The sequence below is a fragment of the Glycomyces algeriensis genome (assembly GCF_027622855.1).
GTDB lineage: Bacteria > Actinomycetota > Actinomycetes > Mycobacteriales > Micromonosporaceae > Glycomyces > Glycomyces algeriensis.
In genome coordinates this window covers 368704-386483 of sequence record NZ_JAPZVR010000003.1, presented here as the reverse complement: position 1 = coordinate 386483, position 17780 = coordinate 368704, and the positions used below count along the sequence as shown (strand labels likewise).

Sequence of the window (17780 nt, the reverse complement as noted above, 5' to 3'; positions counted from 1 at the left end):
CGGGTTCGACTCCCGCTAACTCCTACTTCCCGGACTGGATCCGCATCGTCGACTTCCCCAACAGCGCCGGCGGCCAGTCAGCAGCGATCCTGTGCGAGGACGAAGCCTCCCTGATCTACCTGGTGAGCCATGCCGCGATCGAGTTCCACATTCGACCGACGACCATCGACCGCATCGACTTTCCCGACCGGATCGTGGTCGACCTCGACCCGCCCGAAAGCATCCCAGTCACGGAGCTACGCCGGATCGCACGCCTGACGTGTACGCCGCGATCGGCCTCGGCTGGACCGAACGTGACACCGCAGTGTCATCGTTCAGCGCCGCTAGTAGTTCGCTTCGTCGGCGACCAGCCATCCAACCACGGCCGCGAGGGCGGAGGCAATGACGTACCAGGTGACCCACCCCGGATCGACGGCGCCGACGATGAAGCCGAAGTACACGGCGATCGTAGCCAGCAGCACGACTCCTACCGCGTCGAAGAAGCGTCGCGTACCGAAATTCCAGTAGGCGTCGGCGACGAGTACGCCAGAGGTCAGGGCGAACGTCGTCAGGATGACAACACTGATGAACGCGAGTAGCCAGGTGTCGAAGAAGCCTTCACCAGTGTCGATCAGCCAATCGCTGATGGCGGCGATGCGGTCAAGTGCGTTCTCCTGATGGTCGGCCCCGGCGGCAGGATCGTCGGTTGGCCCGGAGGTGGTGACGGCGGCCGTTGGGTCGCTGGTCGCAGTTTCCTCGCCTCCGGTCGCTTCGTCAGCTTCAGCGGAAGGGGTCTCGGTGGTCTGCTGGACAGCTTGGACGTTCGGGTTGAGCGTCCAGCCGTTCGCTTCCAGCCACTGCTGGCCTCCGAAGAGGGCGAAGATGGTCACGATGCCGGACAGGAGCGAAACGAGCCAGGCGAATCCGATGGCGAGGGTCTTCACGGGGGCAGTTCCTTCATGTCACGCGCTCATTCCAAGTGGGCGAAAGGGAAGGTGAGTAGCGCTGCGGGCCGGCAGGTCGACCTGAGTGTAATGCGACAGGCCCACCGAGGCTGAGCTACGGATCGCCATCAAGGTGGCCCCCTGCAGCGTCCGGCACGGGAACCGTCACGCTGTCGCTTAGGATCGTTTCGACGACTTCGGCGACGCCGCCATCCGTGTTGGCGGCGCACCGGTGCGCCGCGGCCTCGGCAGCAATCGGGTGGGCGTTGGCGACGGAGTATGAGCGGCCAGTCCAAGCGAGCTTCGGAGCGTCCGCAGGTGCGTCACCGAATGCAACCACAGCTGCAGGTTCGATCCCGTGGGACCGGCGCCATGCGGCGAGTCCCGTCGCCTTGTCCACCCGGGAAGGCCCGAACTCGATCTGGTCCGGGCTGCCGGCCTGCGACCCGACCCTCGAACCCGAGCAGTATCAGACCATCTCGCTCCCCGCGGTCACGATCTCGGCGGCAGACGTCCATGGTGGATGGACAATCGAACGTGAATACGAGGTCGCCCTCGACCTAACGACCGAATCGACGGCGGCCGACGAAGCCGGGCGCGGAACCGACGACGGCATGGGCTGACCTCGCCGAAGGCGAATCTCCTGTGTCACAGGATGACTGCGACACGCTCTAAAGTCAATCCATGGAAGCAAATCTCGACACGGGCTTGCAAGTGATCGGTGTTGCCGCGGCCGTGGCCGGGACCTATTTCGCCTACCGGCAGTACCGCCTCTCGCGACACGCCAGGCCGGTCAGAGGAACGGTCGGGGAGGACGGCGATGTCGAGCACTTCGCATGCCTCCCTTACCCGCAGGTCGGCGACGTGGTCTTCGGGTACCTCATGGGGGCGTTCGGTTGCGGCATAGCGTTGTTGGCAGTCTTCGACCGCGATCTCGACGGCACTCCGGAATTCTACTTCTGGATCTTGCTCGGGCTCGGTTTCGTGCTGGCAGCGGTCGGACTGCTCGAAGGAGACAAGGCACCCTTCAGGATCGAGCTCACCGAGCGGGAGTTCACTGTGCGTCGACGGTTCCCGAACACCCATTTCGTCGCAGTGCCCTGGGCGAATGTCGACCACATAGCCGTCGTCACCTCACCGGAGGGCCACCGCCAGGTGGTCGTCCGGCTACCGAAGGGCGGCGGCTTCGCCCCCGGGATGCCAGGGGACTTCTACTCCACACAGGTCGGCGGGTACATCATGTGCGAGATGAAGGGAGCCGAGCCCACCGAAGCCGCGTTCCTGGCCGCGTTGCGACGCTACACCGGGACCGACGTGCGGGTTTGAACAACAACCTCGCCCACCTCCGCGTAACTCCCGAACAGGATTCGGAAACTCCAGGCGCGGGTCGCGGCGATCAGACTGACTGACCTGGCCTGGATAGCCGGGGCCCGATGGAAGATCGAGGAGTGCTTCCCTTCCCGCGAACTGTAGGGATGGTCCGGATGGGATCAGGCCGGAGCCCGGTGGTTCGGACTCCGGCTCGGAGTGGGCTACCAGACGAGCAAGGGGCATTCGCCGCGGTGGGAACCGTCGCCGGCGCTTCTGTACCCGCTGGACTCGCTTTGAGTGATGATCACGTCGCGCTCGGTCGCTGTGGCCACGAAACAGATCAGGACGTTTTCGGCGAGCGACAGGTCCCAGTCGAGCACCGATCCGGCGCCGCCGTTGTTCTCAGCACGGACCCAGTCGTCGTCGTCCCAGTCGTTGAAGGTGTAGAACGCCGTCGCGGCCATGCCGTCAGCGGCGGTGTCGTAGACGTACAGGTGCTCGCCGTCCGGGTTGAAGCAGACCTTCGCCCCGGTTGAAGCGACGCAAGGGGTCGCGGCCTGCGCCGGTGCTGCGATCGCGCCCGAGAGCCCGATCATGGCAACAATCGCGACGAGCACCGCGATGAGCCGGGCCCGGTTGCGGCCGTGAGTGAGTGATCGCATGGAACCTCCTAGTTGACGATCTGCAAGAAGGATGGGCGAGCGCGGCATGAATTCGGCATGGAATTTGCACGCGAGACGCCCGGCGACCACAAGAGGGCGCAAACACCTTACGTCGCTTGGCCACTTTCTTCCGGTCGGCATGTACAGCGCCGGGCAAGTGGGAGTCTCGCTGGTTCGGCGCTGCTCGTACTCGGCGTCGTCGAGCAGTCCGATGTCGCGTGAGAAGGTCGCCGCCTCGTTCCACAACCGTCGGGCTTCAGCGGGCCTACCGCGACGGCAAGTGCTGAGCTCGTGAGCAGCCGCCCGTTGGCAACGGGCGGCTGAGCCGCGCGGTCTGTGGCCGCATTACGGGTGGGAGAGTCCGTTGATCATCGACCGGATTCTGGCTGCGCTGAAGGGCTCGCTGGGCTCCAGGATTTCGATGGCCCGCTCCCAGGCGGCTCTCGCTTCGGCGGCCTGACCGAGTTCGGCGTGGACGCGCCCGAGGCCCACTGAGGTCTCGGCTTCGTTCATGACGGCGTTCAGAGAGCGGGCGATCGCAATGGCCTTGCCGAAGGAGGCGAACGCTTCGGCGGTGCGTCCGGACCGGTGGTGGATGAACGCGATGTTGTCCCAGACCGGGATCTGAGCGCACAGGTTGTCGAGCTTCTCCAGGAGTGCAAGGGCCTCTTGGCAACTGGTGAGCGCTTCGTCGAGGCGTCCGGGCACGCCGAGGTGAGCCAGGAGCCGTCCGATGGAGCTGAGCGCCTCAGCCTGCCCGAATTCGCTGCCGGCCTCCTGGAATGCCGTGAACGCGGTACGTTCGTATGCCAGTGCTCTCGAAGCGTCGTCTTTGACGGTGGCGAGGAACAGTGCGAAGTGGTGGTGTACGAACCCCCGGTCGAGGACATCGGCAGCTTCGCAGAGCTGCAGCGCTCGCTGCAGGTGCTTCTCGGAGACGTGCGCGTTGTCGGTGAAGATCGACTGGTTGGCGATGATCCGGTGCGAGTAGAGCTGCTTCGTGACGTCGGAGAGCTGTTCAGCCGCGGCGAGCGCGGCGATCTGAGTACGGATGATCTCGCTGCGCCGTCCGAGGTCGTTGAGCCATGTGACCGGGACCCATGCGAGGTTCCAGGCGGTTTCGGGGTCGGTGGTCTGGTCGATGAGGTTGAGCAGCACCGGGTACTCGGCGGCGAACCATGCGAGCGCGGCGGAGCGGTCGGCGATCGGCTGGCAGTGCACGCCTGGCCGTGGATCACCGGCGACGGGAACGCGTGGTCGCGGCGCGATCAGTTCTGCTGCGGTGCAACCGTGATAGAGGTAGTGGTCGATCAACCGCGCGGTCGCTTCCGCCGATACGGCAGGAGCTTCGGCGGCGAGCTCTCTTGCATATGCGCGCAGCAGGTCGTGGATGTGGAATTCGTTGGGAAGCGGCTCGCTGATCAAGCTCGCACCGTGTAGTTCCGCGAACAGCGCGCGAACAGCGCTGAGCGGACGCCCTGCGAGGCTGGCAGCCGCAGCAGGCGTGCAGTACGGGCCCGGGTGAAGCCCGAGCAGTCGGAACAGCCTTGCGGCCTCGTCGCTGAGGGCGCCGATCGACCATGAGAAGACCGTCGTGACGTCCGTGAGCGGATCGTCTTCGGCGAACGCACTCAAGCCGCTCTCGACACCGCGCAGCTGTTCGACGAAATGCGCGAGCGGGAACTCCGATTGGACCGCCGCGCGGGTGGCGAGGACTGCCAGGGCCAGTGGCAGTCCCCCGCACATGTCGATGATCGACTCGACTGCAATGGGTTCGGCGTTGACCCGTCGCGCGCCGAGTCGTCGTTCCAGTATCTCCTTCGCCTGCTGACGATCGAGCGCTTCGACCTGTACGAGGTCGGCTCCCTCGGTGGTGATCAGGCCCGTCATGCGGTTGCGGCTCGTGGCGAGCGTGAATGTGCCGGTGCCGCCGGGCAGGAGCGGGCGCACTTGCGCCGCGTCCTTGGCGTTGTCGAGAATGACCAGGACTTGCCGATTGGCGAGTGTGCTGCGGTAGAGGTCGGTTCGGGCGTCGCATGCGTCAGGGATGCGTTCGGCGGGGATGCCGAGCGCTTCGAGGAAACGGCGGATCACGCTTTCTGGGCGGTCCGCGGTTCCGGCGGGGTCGAAGCCGTGAAGGTCGGCGTACAGCTGCCCGTCAGGGAACCGGTGGGCGATCGCCCTCGCCCAGTGGAGCGCCAGCGTGGTCTTGCCGACCCCGCCGGACCCGGCCACGATCGCCAGGCGTGCACCGTCGTCGACGAGTGCACTGAGGCGGTCGAGTTCGCTCTCCCGGCCGGTGAAGCCAGGTATCGCGCCAGGAAGCAGCGATGGCGCGCTTGACGCGTCATGCCGCATCGACGACGGGACGGGGTCGGGGGCGAGTGTGAGCGCGGGATCTTCACGGAGGATCGCGGTGTGCAGATCGCGCACCGTCCGGTCGGGGTCGATGCCGAGCTCCTCAGCGAGCCGGCCCCGCAGCGTTTCAAAGGCCCGCAACGCCGCTGCCCGGTCACCGCAGCGGTACAAAGCGAGCATGAGCTGACCCGTGAGACGTTGACGGTCGGGATGGGATACGACGGCCGTGCGAAGCTCATCGACCGACTCGCCATGACGGCCGAGTTCAAGTAGCGCCGCGAACCGCGCTTCGAGCGCGTCCAGCCGGCGTTCCTCGAGTCCGGCGCTTATGGACTTGATCAGGTTGCCGCCGTGCCCGCCGAGGACCGGCCCGCGCCAGCGGCGCAATGCGGCAGCGAGCAGCCGTTCCGTCGCAGCCGGATCGCTTTCGCGTTTCGCCTGTGCGACTTCGGTGGTGAACGCTGCCAGGTCGGATCGGTGCTGGCGGAGCCGGTAGCCATCACCTGCATGCTCGATCGGGTCTGCCGCCGCGAGCAGTCGTCGCAGTGCCGCGATGGTGTTCTGCACCTGACGACGCGCAGTGGTCGGAGGTTCGTCGTCCCACATGGCCGCGATCATCCGATGCATCGGCACAGGCGACTCAGCGTCGAGAAGCAGCACCGCCAGCGCCCTGCATTGCAGCGGGCTTCGCACAGGCACCGCTACGTCGTCATGCAGTACTTCGAGCGGACCCAGGATCCGAAATTCCACGGGATTACCTCCAGAAGTACTGCTGCTCAAGAGACTCCAGGGTATCGAGAACCGCTTCCATCCACAGTCCGCGCACCCGCAGCCTCAGGTTGCTTCGCCTTCGATCTCAGCCAACGGATGCTGACTCATAACCGACAACGACTTGACAGCCGGTTCGGTCATCGCTCTAGCGGGCGCGGAAGCATCGCTGTTCACCATGCCCGAGCTGATCGTCTGACCAGCCGCCCTTTGCGAACCTGAGTCAGATCGACGGCTACCAGTCCCGGCGCTCTTCGCACGACCGGACGTCCCCACGTGCGCTGTTGCCGCTGAAAGAAGGCCGTGCACGATCCGTGCAGGTTCCGTGCATCCGGGCGACATGGTTGGTGCAGATCGCCGGCTTCGGCGACATCAGCATCGGACACGAACTGGAGATTCCATGCACCGCAAGCGTAGAAACCCTCGAACTGAGAGGAACGTGATGCTCAAGAAACGCCTCACCGCTCTGGCCGCCGTGGCTGCCGTCTTCGTCGGTCTGGTCGTCTTCCCTGCGTCCCCCGCGTCCGCCGGAGACGACCTGGAGAAATGCAAGTCCGGATATGTGTGCCTCTACAGAGGGTCGCTGGCCGACGCGAATTTCCAGTACGGTACGCCTGGCCTGCTCCCTAACTTTGTTCTGCCCAAGAACAGCACGTTCTACGTCGTGAACAACGGCAACTTCGAAGCCTACGCCGACCATTACTACTTCTCGACGTACAGGAACGACGTCAAAGTCGGCAGCTACTGCATCACCTACCACCGCGGAGCCCCTCCGGTCGATTCAGGCGCGTGGCAAAAAATCACCACGGGCAGCAGCTCCCTCAAGCTGGGCAGCCAACATTGGGGCGGCGCGTGCTAGGGCTTGTCCTGTGAATCGTTGAGCCAGATCATGCTCGCGGCGATGACCAAGCTCGCGCGGTAGATGGCCGCCCGTCTCGCGTGACGGGCGGGCATCTACCGCCGCTGCTTGAGTCGGTTGAAACACCGCTCGACGACGTTGCGTCCGGATGCAGCGCCGCCGCAGCCGAGCACAGGTCAAATCTTGTGCGGCTGAGGACCGGCGTCCGCCGCCCGCGCCGATATTCTGGGCGGACCCCCATCCCCCGAGGAGTCCTCGATGTCCGAACCCACACCCCCCGGCGACCCCGGTCTCGCCGAGGAGTCCGCAGCCGTGGAGACGAACGAACCCGCGTCTTCGCCGATGCCGCCCGAGGGGAACCTCACCACCGCCGCGATGTGGCTCATCGGCACCGCGCTCTGCACCGGATTCTTCATCTCCGCGCTCTTCCTGCTCTTCGACCTCGCCGCCGCGGGAGTCCCGACGGCTCAGGTCACCCGCGAAGCGGCGTACTGTGCCGTGCTCGGCGCGCTCACGGTCCTCCATGTCGTGCTCGCAGTGCAGCTTCGGTGGGGGAAGGGCTGGGCGCGAAGAGGAGTGATGGCCGTCGAGGCCGGGGCGATCATTTTCTGCGCGTATGTGGTCGTTAGCCCGTTCACCGCCGTCCCGGAGGTCCCGGTCCTGGGCGTGGTCCATGGCCTCCTTGGGATCGTTCTGCACCTGTGCGTGCTCGTGGCCGTGAGCACTGAGGCCATGCGGCACTGGTGCACCCAGCATCGAGCAGCGGAATGATGAGAAGGTGCGACGCGGGGACCGCCGGTTTGGATGGCGCGTAATACGATGGGTGCTCCCTTCGCTTCGAGAGTGAGCAGGATGCGCACCCCAGACCTCACCCCGTCACGCCCGCGGCGTTCAGGCAGAACCACCCTGTTCTTAGCGATCGCAGTCGTGCTCGTCCTCATCGTCGTGGTAACCGCCGTCATCGGCGCGATCGGACAGGAGGACGACCGCCCCGAAGCGTCGGGCTCCAGCCTCGCCAACACCTCGACCGGAGCCGAGTCGCCCACCACGGAAGAGGATGTGCTGCTCGCGACGGTCACCCAACTGGGGAACGGCGATGATTGTCGGAACTTCGTGTTCGACGACAGCTCCGCCGACGCCGCCGACGCGATCCTGGAAGACCTCTCCTACTACGCCAGCGACCCGGAATTCGTCTCGAGCCTGCTGACGGCGGGTGCGTATCTCGTCGGCTCCGTGAGCATCTACTTCACACTGCAGACCGACCTCCCACAGCAAGTGACCGTCACCGGCATCCGGGCCGAGATCGTCACCGAGATCGAGGCGATCGACGACGGCACGTTCATCGAACCGATGCCGTGCGGAGCCCATCCGATCGACCAGATGCACCTGCTGCTCAACGCTCCGAATCCCGGACCGTACGCGGTCGAGGAGGAGACCGGGGAACGAACCGACCACGAGTTCTTCCAGGATCAGGTCATCAATGTCGCGCCCGGAGACAAGCAGAGCGTCATGGTCAAGGTCTACCTGGATCCGCAAATCGTCGGAGGCGCATATGAATACCGGCTGGTGGTCGATTACGAGGTGGACGGCGTCTTGGGATCGGTCACTATCGACCACGCCGGCGCGCCGTTTCGTATGAGCGAGTTGTCGTGCGACCAGGACCGGTTCTTCGGGCAGTCAAGCGGCGAGATGGTGGGGGAGGGAGACCCGGGGTATGTCGAGATACCGATGGCGATGAGATGCGAGTACCTGGATTGAGCAGTTCGACCATCGGTTGCCTCGGAGGGCAGTCATGAACCCGTTCGTCACACGCGGTCAGGTGCGGTCACTGCAGGATGAGCTTCGTGCCCTGGCGCGCGAGCAGCAGCAAACGAACAGGCTCCTCGCTGTACTCATCGAGCAGCAGCGGCGCGAGTTCGAGCGTCAGCGCCGATCGGCGGACGGTTCGGAACGGATGAGCGCGTACCTCGCCACCATCGCCCTGTCGGTGGCAATGGTGAGTTTGGTGATCGGTTTGCTGGCCGTGTTCCCCGCATTGCCGGATTCACCGACCAAGATCGTCGGCATCGTCGCGGCGGGCATGACGATACTGCTGTTCCTCGGTGTCGCCGTGCGGCAGGCCATCGCCGCCGTTCGTATGCAGCACGAAGTCGAAGATGCAGACGATCGACCCGTAACTGGCGACAACGGGACCGCAACTACACCGATGTCCCAGTCCGCGAAGCGGCAGCAGCCATAAGAACATGTCAATCGTCCAGGCATGCGGAGACCTCCTGGTCCTGAGCCCTACCTAGCCACTCATACCGGAAGCTAGGAAGCAAGCCCACCATTTTGAGTCACACCCTCTCTGACCAGATGAAACAAGTTCAGGCTTAATTCACAAACGGACATACGACACCTGAGAGATCATCAAGTTGATGGTCTCTATTTCTTTGTCCTTCAAGTCTGAAACAGGACCTCTGTCGGGTCGCTGTCATCCTCAACTCTGTCGATTCCTCAAGGACGCCTTCGCCATTCGTTCCGTTCAATGTTGGTGGGCGGGCGGCTGGAGCTGCCCGCCACCTCGTCCGGTCGCGTTTTGCCTTCCGCGTTGGGCGGGAGGGTTACTGATGGTCCTTCGGTGGTTTGCGGGCGTGGAGGGATTCGCCGCGGGCGAGCATGCCGATATACTCGGTCAGTTTGCGGTCCCGGGTGGCCTGGCGTTTGACGGCGTTGAGCCGGTAGACGATCGAGTACCGGTTGGCGGCGTCCAACCCTTCGAACGTCGCGGCCGCAGCTGCATTGGCCGCCAGCGCCTCGGCGAGATCGGGTGGGATCTGCATGTCGGCCTGCCCGCGATAGGCCGCTTGCCATCTTCCCTGGGCTTTTGCGGCGTCGACGGCGGCGATCCCGGCCGGCTGCATCCGTCCAGTCTCGGTGAGGCGTGCGACGTACTCGACGTTCCTGGCCGACCAGGGGCTGTTCGGTCGGCGGGGGGTGAAGCGCTGGCGGTAGCTGTCGTCGTCGCGTCGGGCGATCTGCCCGTCGATCCAGCCGAAGCACAGCGCTTCGTCGAGCGCTTGGGCGTAGGTCAGGGTCGTGGTGTGCCCGCCTTTCTTGTGCAGTACCAGCCAGACTCCGGGGTGGTCGGCATGGTGGCTGTTGAGCCAGGCCCGCCACGCTTCGGAGTCGGGGACGAGCAGTTCCTCGAGTTCGGTCACGGCGCTATGGTGCGTCCGCGGGGCGGGGGCTCAGGCAGAACGGTTGCCCGTCGGGGTCGAGCAGCACGCGCCAGCGGTCGGCGCCGGGTTGGAAGTCCGGTCGGCTGGCGCCGATCGCGCATAGGCTCGCGGTTGCTTCGTCGAGGTCGTGTACTTGCAGGTCGAGGTGGAAGCGTTTAGTGCCGGTCTTGTCGGGCCACTGCGTGGGGCGGAATGCCTCGATCCTGCCGAAGCCGATCTTCCCGCCGTCGCCTTCGATCATCCCGTAGTTGTCGTCGCTGTAGGTGACTTCCCAGCCGAGTGCGTCCGCGTAGAAGCGCGCGAGGCGGGCCGGGTCGGCGCTGTCGATGTGACCATGGACAGTGCTGCGGAAGTCTTGCTCGTGCTTGACTGTGTATGACTCATACATATATCTTAGGGCGGTGACATCAACTCCGTCAAGCCGCCGGCACGCGGCCAACGTCCTCGGCGCGCTGAGCCTCGTGGTCGCCGACCGGATGAACACCGCTGTCGAAGCGATCGCCGGGCTCGGCCCTTCGGCCCCGGCCGCGCTCGCGGCCATGCACGAATTCGCCGATGGGGGATCGGTGACGCAGCTGAGCTCCGTTCTGGGCCTGACGCATTCGGGTACCGTCCGGCTCGTCGACCGTCTCGCCGCCGAAGGCCTGGTCGAGCGCGTGGGGGCCGAGGACGGACGGGCGGTCTCGGTGGTGCTGACCGAACGCGGCCGGGACATGGCTGCGCAGGTGCTCGCGGCGCGCGAGCGGACGCTGGCGAGCGCACTTGCCGAATTGCCCCCGGGCCAGGTCGAGTATCTTGCAGCGGCGCTGGACACGATGCTGACCACGGTGACCCGCGCCAGGGTCGAGGAGCGTGCCGCCCTCACTGCTGGCCGCCCGAGCCCTTGGCTGTGCCGCCTCTGCGACTTCGAAGCGTGCGGCCGAAGTGAAGGCAACTGCCCGGTCAACAACACGGCCACGAGCAGCAGAAAGAACGATTGAGCCGAGGACGGCATCGAGACCACCTTCGCCGCTAACGTCATCGCCCCGTACACCTTGACCCGGCTCCTGCAACCGGCGCTCACCCGCGCGAGAGCGGCCCGGGTCGTCAACATCACCGGCGGCGTGCCGCGCGGGCGGATCGACCTGGACAACCTCCAAGGCGAGCGGTCCTTCGTAGGCCTATCGCACTACAACCAACCAAACTGGCGCTCATGACCATGAGTTTCACCTTTGCCGAGCGCCTGACCGGGACCGGTGTGACCCTGAACGTCGCCTACCCCGGCCACGCGTACACCGCGATGAACCAGAACCTGACCACCGACACCTACCCGGTGGCGGCACGGCCGATCGTGCCGTTCCTGCGACTCGCCATGCCCGTCCTATACGGACACCGGGCCCTCGTCAAGGCATCCCGTTCCAGCGTCCACCTCGCCGCCACTCCACAACTCGAGGGCGTCAACCAGACCTACTTCAACACCCGGTCCCAGCCCCCTACATGGCCTGACGCCGTGCTCGACGAACACACCCGAGACACCATCTGGGCAATGTGCGAACAACTCGCCGGCTGAAGGACCCGGCCATGACCCGCTCTGCAAGGCCTCTCGGGACTCGTGCTGCGCTGGCGGAGAACGCCGGGGTACGACCGGAACGACGCGCCGGACCACCTCACCACCTGCGGATCCCTGCGGCAAGCCGTTCGGGCATGACAGGTGCGGCCTCGGCGCGAAGCAGCCGGATGCCGAGGGGTGCGAGCACAGCGCAGGCGGCTGCGGCGGAGAGCACGTCGAGCAGGTGCGACTCCTTGAGGACGCCGACCCACATCGATCCGGCCCAGAGCAGCACCGCGCAACGGGCGATCCCGAGGACCTGCGAGCGGTAGGCGGCGAGGACCAGCATGACGATCCCAGGATAGTGGAGCGCCGAGCACCAGACCACGATCCGCCAAGGCCCGTACGACAGTTCGGGGTAGGCGCCCAAGACGAAGTCGGCGGCGGCTTCGGCGCCGTCCCGTTCCGCCATTGCGAAGGCGGCTTGCTCGACGCCGCCCCAGTACAGCCGGGCGAACAGTCCCAGGACGACCAGCGAGGCGCCCCACCAGGCCAGCCGCGGGGACGCGGCCGCTGCGAGCCGGGCCAGGGCCGGGTAGGCGAAGGCCAGGGCGAGCGCGCCGAGCATGAACACCGCGAAGCCGGCGAGCACGAATCCGGGGCCCGCCTCGTACATCGCCAGTTCCATCGGCGCGGCGAACGGGCGGTCGCGCAGGTCCTCCCACTGGTCGGGTGCGAGGAGGTCGGAGTGGGCCGGGAGGTAGCGCAGCAGCAGCCCCAGACACCACAGGGCCGGGCCGGCGATGAGCGCGGCGCCGCCGATCAGCGGCCCGGGGAACCAGGCGTCGGTGTGGCGGCGGGTAGGAGTCGACCAGGTTTGCAGGCGTTGGAATCTTGTCACGGGACCAGGATCGGCGCCCCGGGCCGCGGGGGCGTCGGCCGATCGAACCGGAGACATGTCGCTTTCGTAGGGGGTCGAACTCGTCCTTTGGGCCGAGTTCGTCGGGTACGGCCGCGGCTAGGCTCGCCGCATGACGACGGTTCGGGCGCGGCGTGCGGTACTGGCCGCGGCGGCCGGGGTGCTGGTGCTGGGCGCGTCCATCCTGCCCGGTGAGCCCGGTCCCGCCGGGCACCTCGCGGAACTGACGGGCGCGGCCCGGACGGACTGGGCGGCGCCCTTCCTCGCGATCGCCGCGGGGCTCGCCCTCTGGTGGTCTCCGGCCGTCTTCTGGCCCCTGCCGGCAGTCGCCGTCACGGCGGCGTTGGTCGATCCCACGGGCGCGGACGCGTGCCTGCTGCTGGCCTCATTCGTCGCGGGCCGGCACCTGCGGCGCACGGCGACCCGGGCCGGGTTTGCGCTGGCGGCGACGGCGTGGACGGCACTACTGGTGGGAGTCGGTACGGCTGCCGACGACACGGGGACGGTCGAGTCGGCACTGCGGGGCTGGTTCGGTGCGGCGGCGCTGTTCGTGTGGGCGCCGTTCGCGCTGGGCCTGTGGACGGCCGCCCGCCGCGCGGTGCTCGACCAGGCCCGCGAGCGCGCCGAGCGGCTCGAACGCGAGCAGCACGACGCCGCCGTCCTCGCCCGGGACCGCGAACGGGCCCGCATCGCGCACGACATGCACGATGTCATCGCCCACCGCGTCTCACTGATGGTCCTGCACGCGGGGGCGCTGGAGGTCAACGCGGCCGACCCGGAGACCGCCGATGCTGCGGAGCTGATCCGCGCCACCGGGGTCGAAGCGCTCGAGCAGCTGCGGGAGGTGCTCGGGGTCCTGCGAACCTCTGCCCGTGACCCCGCACCGGCCGCCGTCGCCGACCTGGACGGCCTCGTCGCCGACTCGATCCGCGCCGGGGTCCCGGTGTCGCTGCGCCGCAGCGGCGATTCGGAGCGCCTGCCTTCCCCTGCAGCCCGCACCCTGTGGCGGGCCGCCCGCGAAGCGCTCACGAACGTCCACAAGCACGCGGGTACGGTGCCGACCGTCGTCGATCTCGACTGCACCCCAAGGCGGGCCGTCCTGCGCGTCCGCAACACCGCGCCGCCGGAGCCGATCCGCGCGATCGCGGGCAGCGGCCTCGGACTGGTCGCCATCCGCGAGTCGGTGACAGTGCTGGAGGGCACCATGGACGCCGGGCCCACGCCGGACGGCGGCTACGAACTGCGCATCGCGCTCCCGCTCGGCGGATCGGACGGGCCGCCGTGACGATCCGAGTGGTCGTGGCCGACGACGAGCCGCTGGTCCGCGCGGGCCTGCGCATGGTGCTACGCCCGGCCGCCGACATAGAGGTGGTCGCCGAGGCCGGAGACGGACGTGAAGCGCTCGACGCCGTCGCGGCGTACCGCCCCGACGTCGCCCTGATCGACATCCGCATGCCCTGCATGGACGGCCTAGGCGTCCTCCGCGAGCTCAAGCGGCGCAACCTGGCCGTCGCCGCGGTCATGCTGACCACGTTCGACCTCGACGACTACCTCCACACCGCGCTCGCCGAAGGCGCCGTAGGCTTCCTGCTCAAGGACACCCCGCCCCGGAAACTCGCCGACGCGGTGCGGGCCGCCGCCGCGGGCGAGGCCATGCTCAGCCCCGCCGTCACCCGCCGCCTCGTCGACGCCTACATCCGGCAGCCGCCCGCGGCCGCGCGCGCGGCGACCGGCCGCCTGTCGGCGCTAACCGCACGCGAGCGGACCGTCGCCGCCGAAGTGGCCCGAGGCCGCTCCAACGCGCAGATCGCACGCGCGCTGGGCATCACCGAGACCAGCGTCAAAGCCCACGTCAGCCGCATCCTCACCAAGCTTGGACTCGAGAACCGCGTGCAGGTCGCCCTACTGGTACGGGACGCCGGAGACTGAGAAGCGCCCACACTCGATCCTCGACCTGCTCCCAAAGGCCGCCCTCGCGGCCATGGTCGTCACTGCGGTCTTCGGCCTGATCTCCCCGCGCGAGTTCACACGCCTGGCCCGCCTCGACAAGGTCGAGTTCTGGCTCGCCGCCACCACCGCCGCAGTCGGTCTCACCGCGGGGCTCCTCGCGGCGGTCAGCGTCGGCACCACCCTCGTCCTGGTCCTGCGCGAACTCGACCGCATCCGCGTCATCGAAGTCCGCCGCGGCCCCGACGGCCACCCCGCCCGATGCTGTGTTCCTGTTGCGCCTAACTGAGGCTGACGCGCATGCCGGCGCTTTGGCTGACCCACTGAGTCAATTGTGGACGAATTTTAGAGCCGTTTTACGAGCCGTTCTGCTCGGAGAATCAAGCCCAGCGATGACCAAAGGTACGCAAGGCTTATCACCTTTGCCGCAGCTATCTGCGGAGATGTCCTGGAAATCGGACAATTCGGGGCGTGAAATAGTCTTGAGGTGCTAGTGCCCTATTATGGACGTGGGGGGTTCAAGTCCCTCGCGCACAGATTAAAGGCACTGGTAACAGGGCCTTTTTCGTGTCTTTCGCGCGGTCCCGCGGCCCCGAGTGACGCCTTTGTAGAGGGCCTCGGGGAGCCATTGGCGCCTTTTTCGGAGCCGTTCGCGAAGGCGCCGTTGCTGTTCGACAGTTGTTGGTCATTGCCGGTTGTTAGCCAATGATGGCAGGTGGTTGTTGGCATCGAGGCTCTGATCTGGGAGTTCGCTCGTTCCGGGGTTGCTGGTTGGTGAGCCAATCGGACGGGGCGGTCGTGTCTTTTTCGTGGGGTAGCGGGATGAGTGCCAGGACTTGATCAAGTTCCCTGAGGGTCTGGTTGGCCTGATGCCCTGGGTACGCCTGGAGGACGGCGAAGCGCTCGGTGGTATTGACCTGTACTGCTCCCGGCACGGCCTCATCGGGGGCGCTGACGGCATCGCGGTCCCCGCCGGCGGGGACCGAGCGCTTTGAGCTCGTCGCGGCCGAGCCATCACCCACGCTGACCTTGCCGCTGACGTCGGCCTGCGCGAAGCGGTCCGGGAGCTGTTCGCGACCACTGCAGTCAGCGATGGGCTCTCGGCCGCGGACATCGTCGCTACACGAGCATGCTCAAGGTGATCGGCGCTCACCGCGGCCCGCGTGCACGGCGTGGCCACGATCGCGGTCACCCCGCGCCCGCATCGGGCTTTCGAAGTGTGGACGTGGGCCGCTGACGTGTTCGACGCCGTCATCTGCGCCGGTGGGACGACCGTATGGGAGCCAGCGACCGGGGCCGTCACCGTCGAGCACACTATCGACCGGGCTGCGGCCGCGCCCGCGGCAGCCCGGTTGCGAGCCGCCGTGCCGCACTTCCGGTTCGCTATCGAGACCGGTCACGACATAGTGGCTGAACTCGGGTACACGAAGAAAGACTCGGTGCTTGACCGGCGCCGCATCTGCAGTCCGCTTGAGGACGTCTTCGCCGCTGACGGGCCGCCCCTGAAACTGTGTGCGCATGTGCCCGGCGGCCGCGTTATGAGCTCGTTGCAGCAGCAGCCGCACTCGAGCTTGCGGGCGTGCGCCTGTGGGAGGCTGGCAGCCGCGACCAGATCGAACTCGGCCCGGACGGCGTTGACAAAGGCTCGAGCCTGGCCGCGTGGTGCAGCAGTCGCGGCATCGACGCCGAGCATGTGGTCGCGTTCGGCGACGCCCCCACGGACGTGCCGATGCTCGCGTGGGCAGGGCGTTCGTGGGCGGTCGCAAACGCGCACTCGGCCGCGACCGCCGCGGCGACCGACCAGTGCCCTGCCAACTTCGATGACGGCGGCGACGCCGTCATCGAAGTGCTCGTATCCGCGGCTTCCTGATCCCACCGCCTACCGGAATCCCATGATCTGGCGAGCGGTGACCGGGCCTTGAGAGGCCCGGGCAGGTAGGGGATCGCGATTGCGCCTAGCAGGATTTCAAAGCGCCGTACCCAGTGAGGAACTCGTCCTTGATCCAGCCGCTGACACCGGTGGTGTAGTTGAAGACGTGCGACCAGGTGCCGCCAGTGCCGCCCGTATAGCAGTCGAATCGAAGCGAGTGAGACGGCTGGGCCTGGCCGACGATCGTGCAGGAGGGGCTGGCGTTGTGAGGGCCGCTGCGGATGTTCACGTCGGTGGCCGTGGTGGAACCGGTGCGGCCGTCGGCGAAGTGCCAAAAATGCTCGCAGCTGCTCTGGATGCTGACGTCACCGGCGGCACTGGCCTCTTGAGCGTTGGCCTGCACGGCGGAGAAGCCGAGCATGGCGATGACCATCATCGCGGTCCCGGCGACTCCTGCGAGCTTGCTGGTGAAGGGTTTCACTGCATGTCCTCCTGGTGATGAGCAAGAATCCTCGTCCGGATTCCATCACTTGTCAGAATGATGAGGTCTGTCCTCTTGAAACGGTGATGTATCAACTCTATCCAGGGATGCGCGTCGCGGCCTCCCTCGCGCGGGGGAGCGGTGTCCTTCTGTCCGGGGGGAACGCCGGTTCGCACTGTGCCACTTGGGCTGGACCTTAGGTGCGCACTCCCGGTGAACCGGTCCCAGTCGAGCTGGCTCATGAGTCGATGCGCCGGCGTAAACGGCCACCGGGGGCAGAACTCGTTGCCTTCGGGGTCGGCGAGCACGGCCCAGCCGATGCCGCTCGCTTGCCTGCGGTCGGCACCGGGCTTGTCCGTGACCACCCCTGACTCCCCGAAGCGCGCGGCGGGGACGCCTCTGCTTCCGGTGTTCGCATCGCTGAACCCACCAGAGCGGCGACTTCTGCGATACTCGACGGCATGAACCCCTCGGCCCCTGCCGCGAGACGCATCCGCTTTAACCCCTGGTGGATCGGCATATTCTGCGCAGCGGGCATCATCTTCGGCTCCGCGGGCACTTTCATGAGAGGGCCCGAGCTATTCGACCTGCTCTTCCTCAGTAGCTGGCTCACTTTGAACACACTCCTGGCCGTCGGCGTTCTGAGCTACATGCGCGTTTCCTCCGAATCGGTCGCCATCTTCCGCAACAATCGGGGCTGGGAAAAGTTCACGCTGCGCCCGGGTGACCAGATCGTCGCCACTCACGAGAACGTATTCATCTGGCGGCGTGAAGGCTACTACGAGGATCTCCGGGCGAACCCCATCTGGACCGGGCAGCGCCAATGGACCCGGTTGCAGGAGTGGACGGCAGAGCACTGGCCGCAACCAGCCGATGCACCAACCCGATGGCCGAGCCCGCAGGACACTTCACAGCTTCAATAGCCTTCGACGC

Annotated in this window: 21 protein-coding genes and 1 pseudogene; 14 read left to right on the top strand and 8 right to left on the bottom strand. The window is 66.6% G+C overall.

Translation table 11 applies throughout. From position 1 onward, the window contains the following. Positions 1-26: 26 nt before the first annotated feature. Positions 27-248: pseudogene (gene ligD, locus O2L52_RS25455) on the top strand (non-homologous end-joining DNA ligase LigD); the annotation flags it as partial. 75 nt (positions 249-323) lie between these two features. Here the strand turns inward: ligD and O2L52_RS07990 are convergent. Beyond that, on the bottom strand, positions 324-923 hold the full coding sequence (locus tag O2L52_RS07990) for a hypothetical protein (RefSeq protein ID WP_270114838.1): 600 nt from the start codon (positions 921-923) through the stop codon (positions 324-326). A 115-nt stretch (positions 924-1038) separates the two neighbouring features. Next, complete coding sequence (locus O2L52_RS25450; RefSeq protein ID WP_344472859.1) at positions 1039-1323, bottom strand: HAD family hydrolase; 285 nt, start codon at positions 1321-1323, stop codon at positions 1039-1041. On the opposite strand from O2L52_RS25450, the gene O2L52_RS07985 reads away from it, so the two are divergent. Continuing rightward, the gene (locus O2L52_RS07985) at positions 1316-1546 is read left to right on the top strand and encodes a hypothetical protein (protein WP_270114837.1); all 231 of its coding nucleotides are present in this window, start codon (positions 1316-1318) and stop codon (positions 1544-1546) included. The two genes, O2L52_RS25450 and O2L52_RS07985, sit on opposite strands and share 8 nt — an antisense overlap. 61 nt (positions 1547-1607) lie before the next feature. Continuing rightward, entirely contained in the window at positions 1608-2249 is a 642-nt protein-coding gene (locus O2L52_RS07980; RefSeq protein ID WP_270114836.1) for a hypothetical protein, read from the top strand. A 206-nt stretch (positions 2250-2455) separates the two neighbouring features. Here the strand turns inward: O2L52_RS07980 and O2L52_RS07975 are convergent, their stop codons facing one another. Then, a complete protein-coding gene (locus tag O2L52_RS07975; RefSeq protein WP_270114835.1) occupies positions 2456-2896 on the bottom strand; it encodes a hypothetical protein in 441 nt (146 codons plus the stop codon). 345 nt (positions 2897-3241) lie between these two features. Beyond that, positions 3242-6004 (bottom strand): AfsR/SARP family transcriptional regulator, encoded by a 2763-nt coding sequence (locus O2L52_RS07970; RefSeq protein ID WP_270114834.1) that lies wholly within the window; start codon positions 6002-6004, stop codon positions 3242-3244. Positions 6005-6464: 460 nt separating this feature from the next. Between O2L52_RS07970 and O2L52_RS07965 the strand changes: the two genes are divergently transcribed. From O2L52_RS07965 to O2L52_RS07950, 4 genes are all read left to right on the top strand, one after another. Then, the gene (locus O2L52_RS07965) at positions 6465-6881 is read left to right on the top strand and encodes a hypothetical protein (protein WP_270114833.1); all 417 of its coding nucleotides are present in this window, start codon (positions 6465-6467) and stop codon (positions 6879-6881) included. A 258-nt stretch (positions 6882-7139) separates the two neighbouring features. Then, positions 7140-7652, top strand: coding sequence for a hypothetical protein (locus O2L52_RS07960; RefSeq protein WP_270114832.1), 513 nt, complete (start codon positions 7140-7142; stop codon positions 7650-7652). Between the two features lie 156 nt (positions 7653-7808). Beyond that, positions 7809-8639, top strand: a complete 831-nt coding sequence (locus O2L52_RS07955) for a hypothetical protein (RefSeq protein WP_270114831.1) — start codon at positions 7809-7811, stop codon at positions 8637-8639. 34 nt (positions 8640-8673) lie between these two features. Beyond that, positions 8674-9120, top strand: coding sequence for a hypothetical protein (locus O2L52_RS07950; protein WP_270114830.1), 447 nt, complete (start codon positions 8674-8676; stop codon positions 9118-9120). 364 nt (positions 9121-9484) lie between these two features. Here O2L52_RS07950 and O2L52_RS07945 read toward each other — a convergent pair whose 3' ends face one another. Both O2L52_RS07945 and O2L52_RS07940 read right to left on the bottom strand, forming a co-directional pair. Next, the gene (locus tag O2L52_RS07945; protein WP_270114829.1) at positions 9485-10081 is read right to left on the bottom strand and encodes a YdeI/OmpD-associated family protein; all 597 of its coding nucleotides are present in this window, start codon (positions 10079-10081) and stop codon (positions 9485-9487) included. Between the two features lie 4 nt (positions 10082-10085). After that, entirely contained in the window at positions 10086-10490 is a 405-nt protein-coding gene (locus O2L52_RS07940) for a VOC family protein (protein ID WP_270114828.1), read from the bottom strand. A gap of 13 nt (positions 10491-10503) precedes the next feature. On the opposite strand from O2L52_RS07940, the gene O2L52_RS07935 reads away from it, so the two are divergent. Together O2L52_RS07935 and O2L52_RS07930 are read left to right on the top strand one after the other, a co-directional pair. Further along, positions 10504-11082 (top strand): MarR family winged helix-turn-helix transcriptional regulator, encoded by a 579-nt coding sequence (locus O2L52_RS07935; protein ID WP_270114827.1) that lies wholly within the window; start codon positions 10504-10506, stop codon positions 11080-11082. 212 nt (positions 11083-11294) lie between these two features. After that, the gene (locus O2L52_RS07930) at positions 11295-11651 is read left to right on the top strand and encodes a Rossmann-fold NAD(P)-binding domain-containing protein (RefSeq protein ID WP_270114826.1); all 357 of its coding nucleotides are present in this window, start codon (positions 11295-11297) and stop codon (positions 11649-11651) included. A gap of 97 nt (positions 11652-11748) precedes the next feature. On the opposite strand, the gene O2L52_RS07925 is transcribed toward O2L52_RS07930, so the two are convergent. Then, positions 11749-12531, bottom strand: a complete 783-nt coding sequence (locus tag O2L52_RS07925; protein ID WP_270114825.1) for a hypothetical protein — start codon at positions 12529-12531, stop codon at positions 11749-11751. 130 nt (positions 12532-12661) lie between these two features. Between O2L52_RS07925 and O2L52_RS07920 the strand changes: the two genes are divergently transcribed. The 4 genes from O2L52_RS07920 (at position 12662) to O2L52_RS07905 (ending at position 16366) form a co-directional block, all read left to right on the top strand. Beyond that, complete coding sequence (locus O2L52_RS07920; RefSeq protein WP_270114824.1) at positions 12662-13834, top strand: sensor histidine kinase; 1173 nt, start codon at positions 12662-12664, stop codon at positions 13832-13834. After that, the gene (locus O2L52_RS07915; RefSeq protein ID WP_270114823.1) at positions 13831-14478 is read left to right on the top strand and encodes a response regulator; all 648 of its coding nucleotides are present in this window, start codon (positions 13831-13833) and stop codon (positions 14476-14478) included. Before O2L52_RS07920 ends, O2L52_RS07915 begins: the two co-directional genes overlap by 4 nt. Next, positions 14423-14785 (top strand): hypothetical protein, encoded by a 363-nt coding sequence (locus tag O2L52_RS07910; RefSeq protein ID WP_270114822.1) that lies wholly within the window; start codon positions 14423-14425, stop codon positions 14783-14785. Before O2L52_RS07915 ends, O2L52_RS07910 begins: the two co-directional genes overlap by 56 nt. A gap of 1290 nt (positions 14786-16075) precedes the next feature. Beyond that, a complete protein-coding gene (locus O2L52_RS07905) occupies positions 16076-16366 on the top strand; it encodes an HAD family hydrolase (protein WP_270114821.1) in 291 nt (96 codons plus the stop codon). A gap of 85 nt (positions 16367-16451) precedes the next feature. On the opposite strand, the gene O2L52_RS07900 is transcribed toward O2L52_RS07905, so the two are convergent. After that, a complete protein-coding gene (locus tag O2L52_RS07900; RefSeq protein ID WP_270114820.1) occupies positions 16452-16847 on the bottom strand; it encodes an SH3 domain-containing protein in 396 nt (131 codons plus the stop codon). 461 nt (positions 16848-17308) lie between these two features. Between O2L52_RS07900 and O2L52_RS07895 the strand changes: the two genes are divergently transcribed. Then, positions 17309-17770, top strand: a complete 462-nt coding sequence (locus O2L52_RS07895) for a hypothetical protein (RefSeq protein WP_270114819.1) — start codon at positions 17309-17311, stop codon at positions 17768-17770. Positions 17771-17780 lie beyond the last annotated feature (10 nt).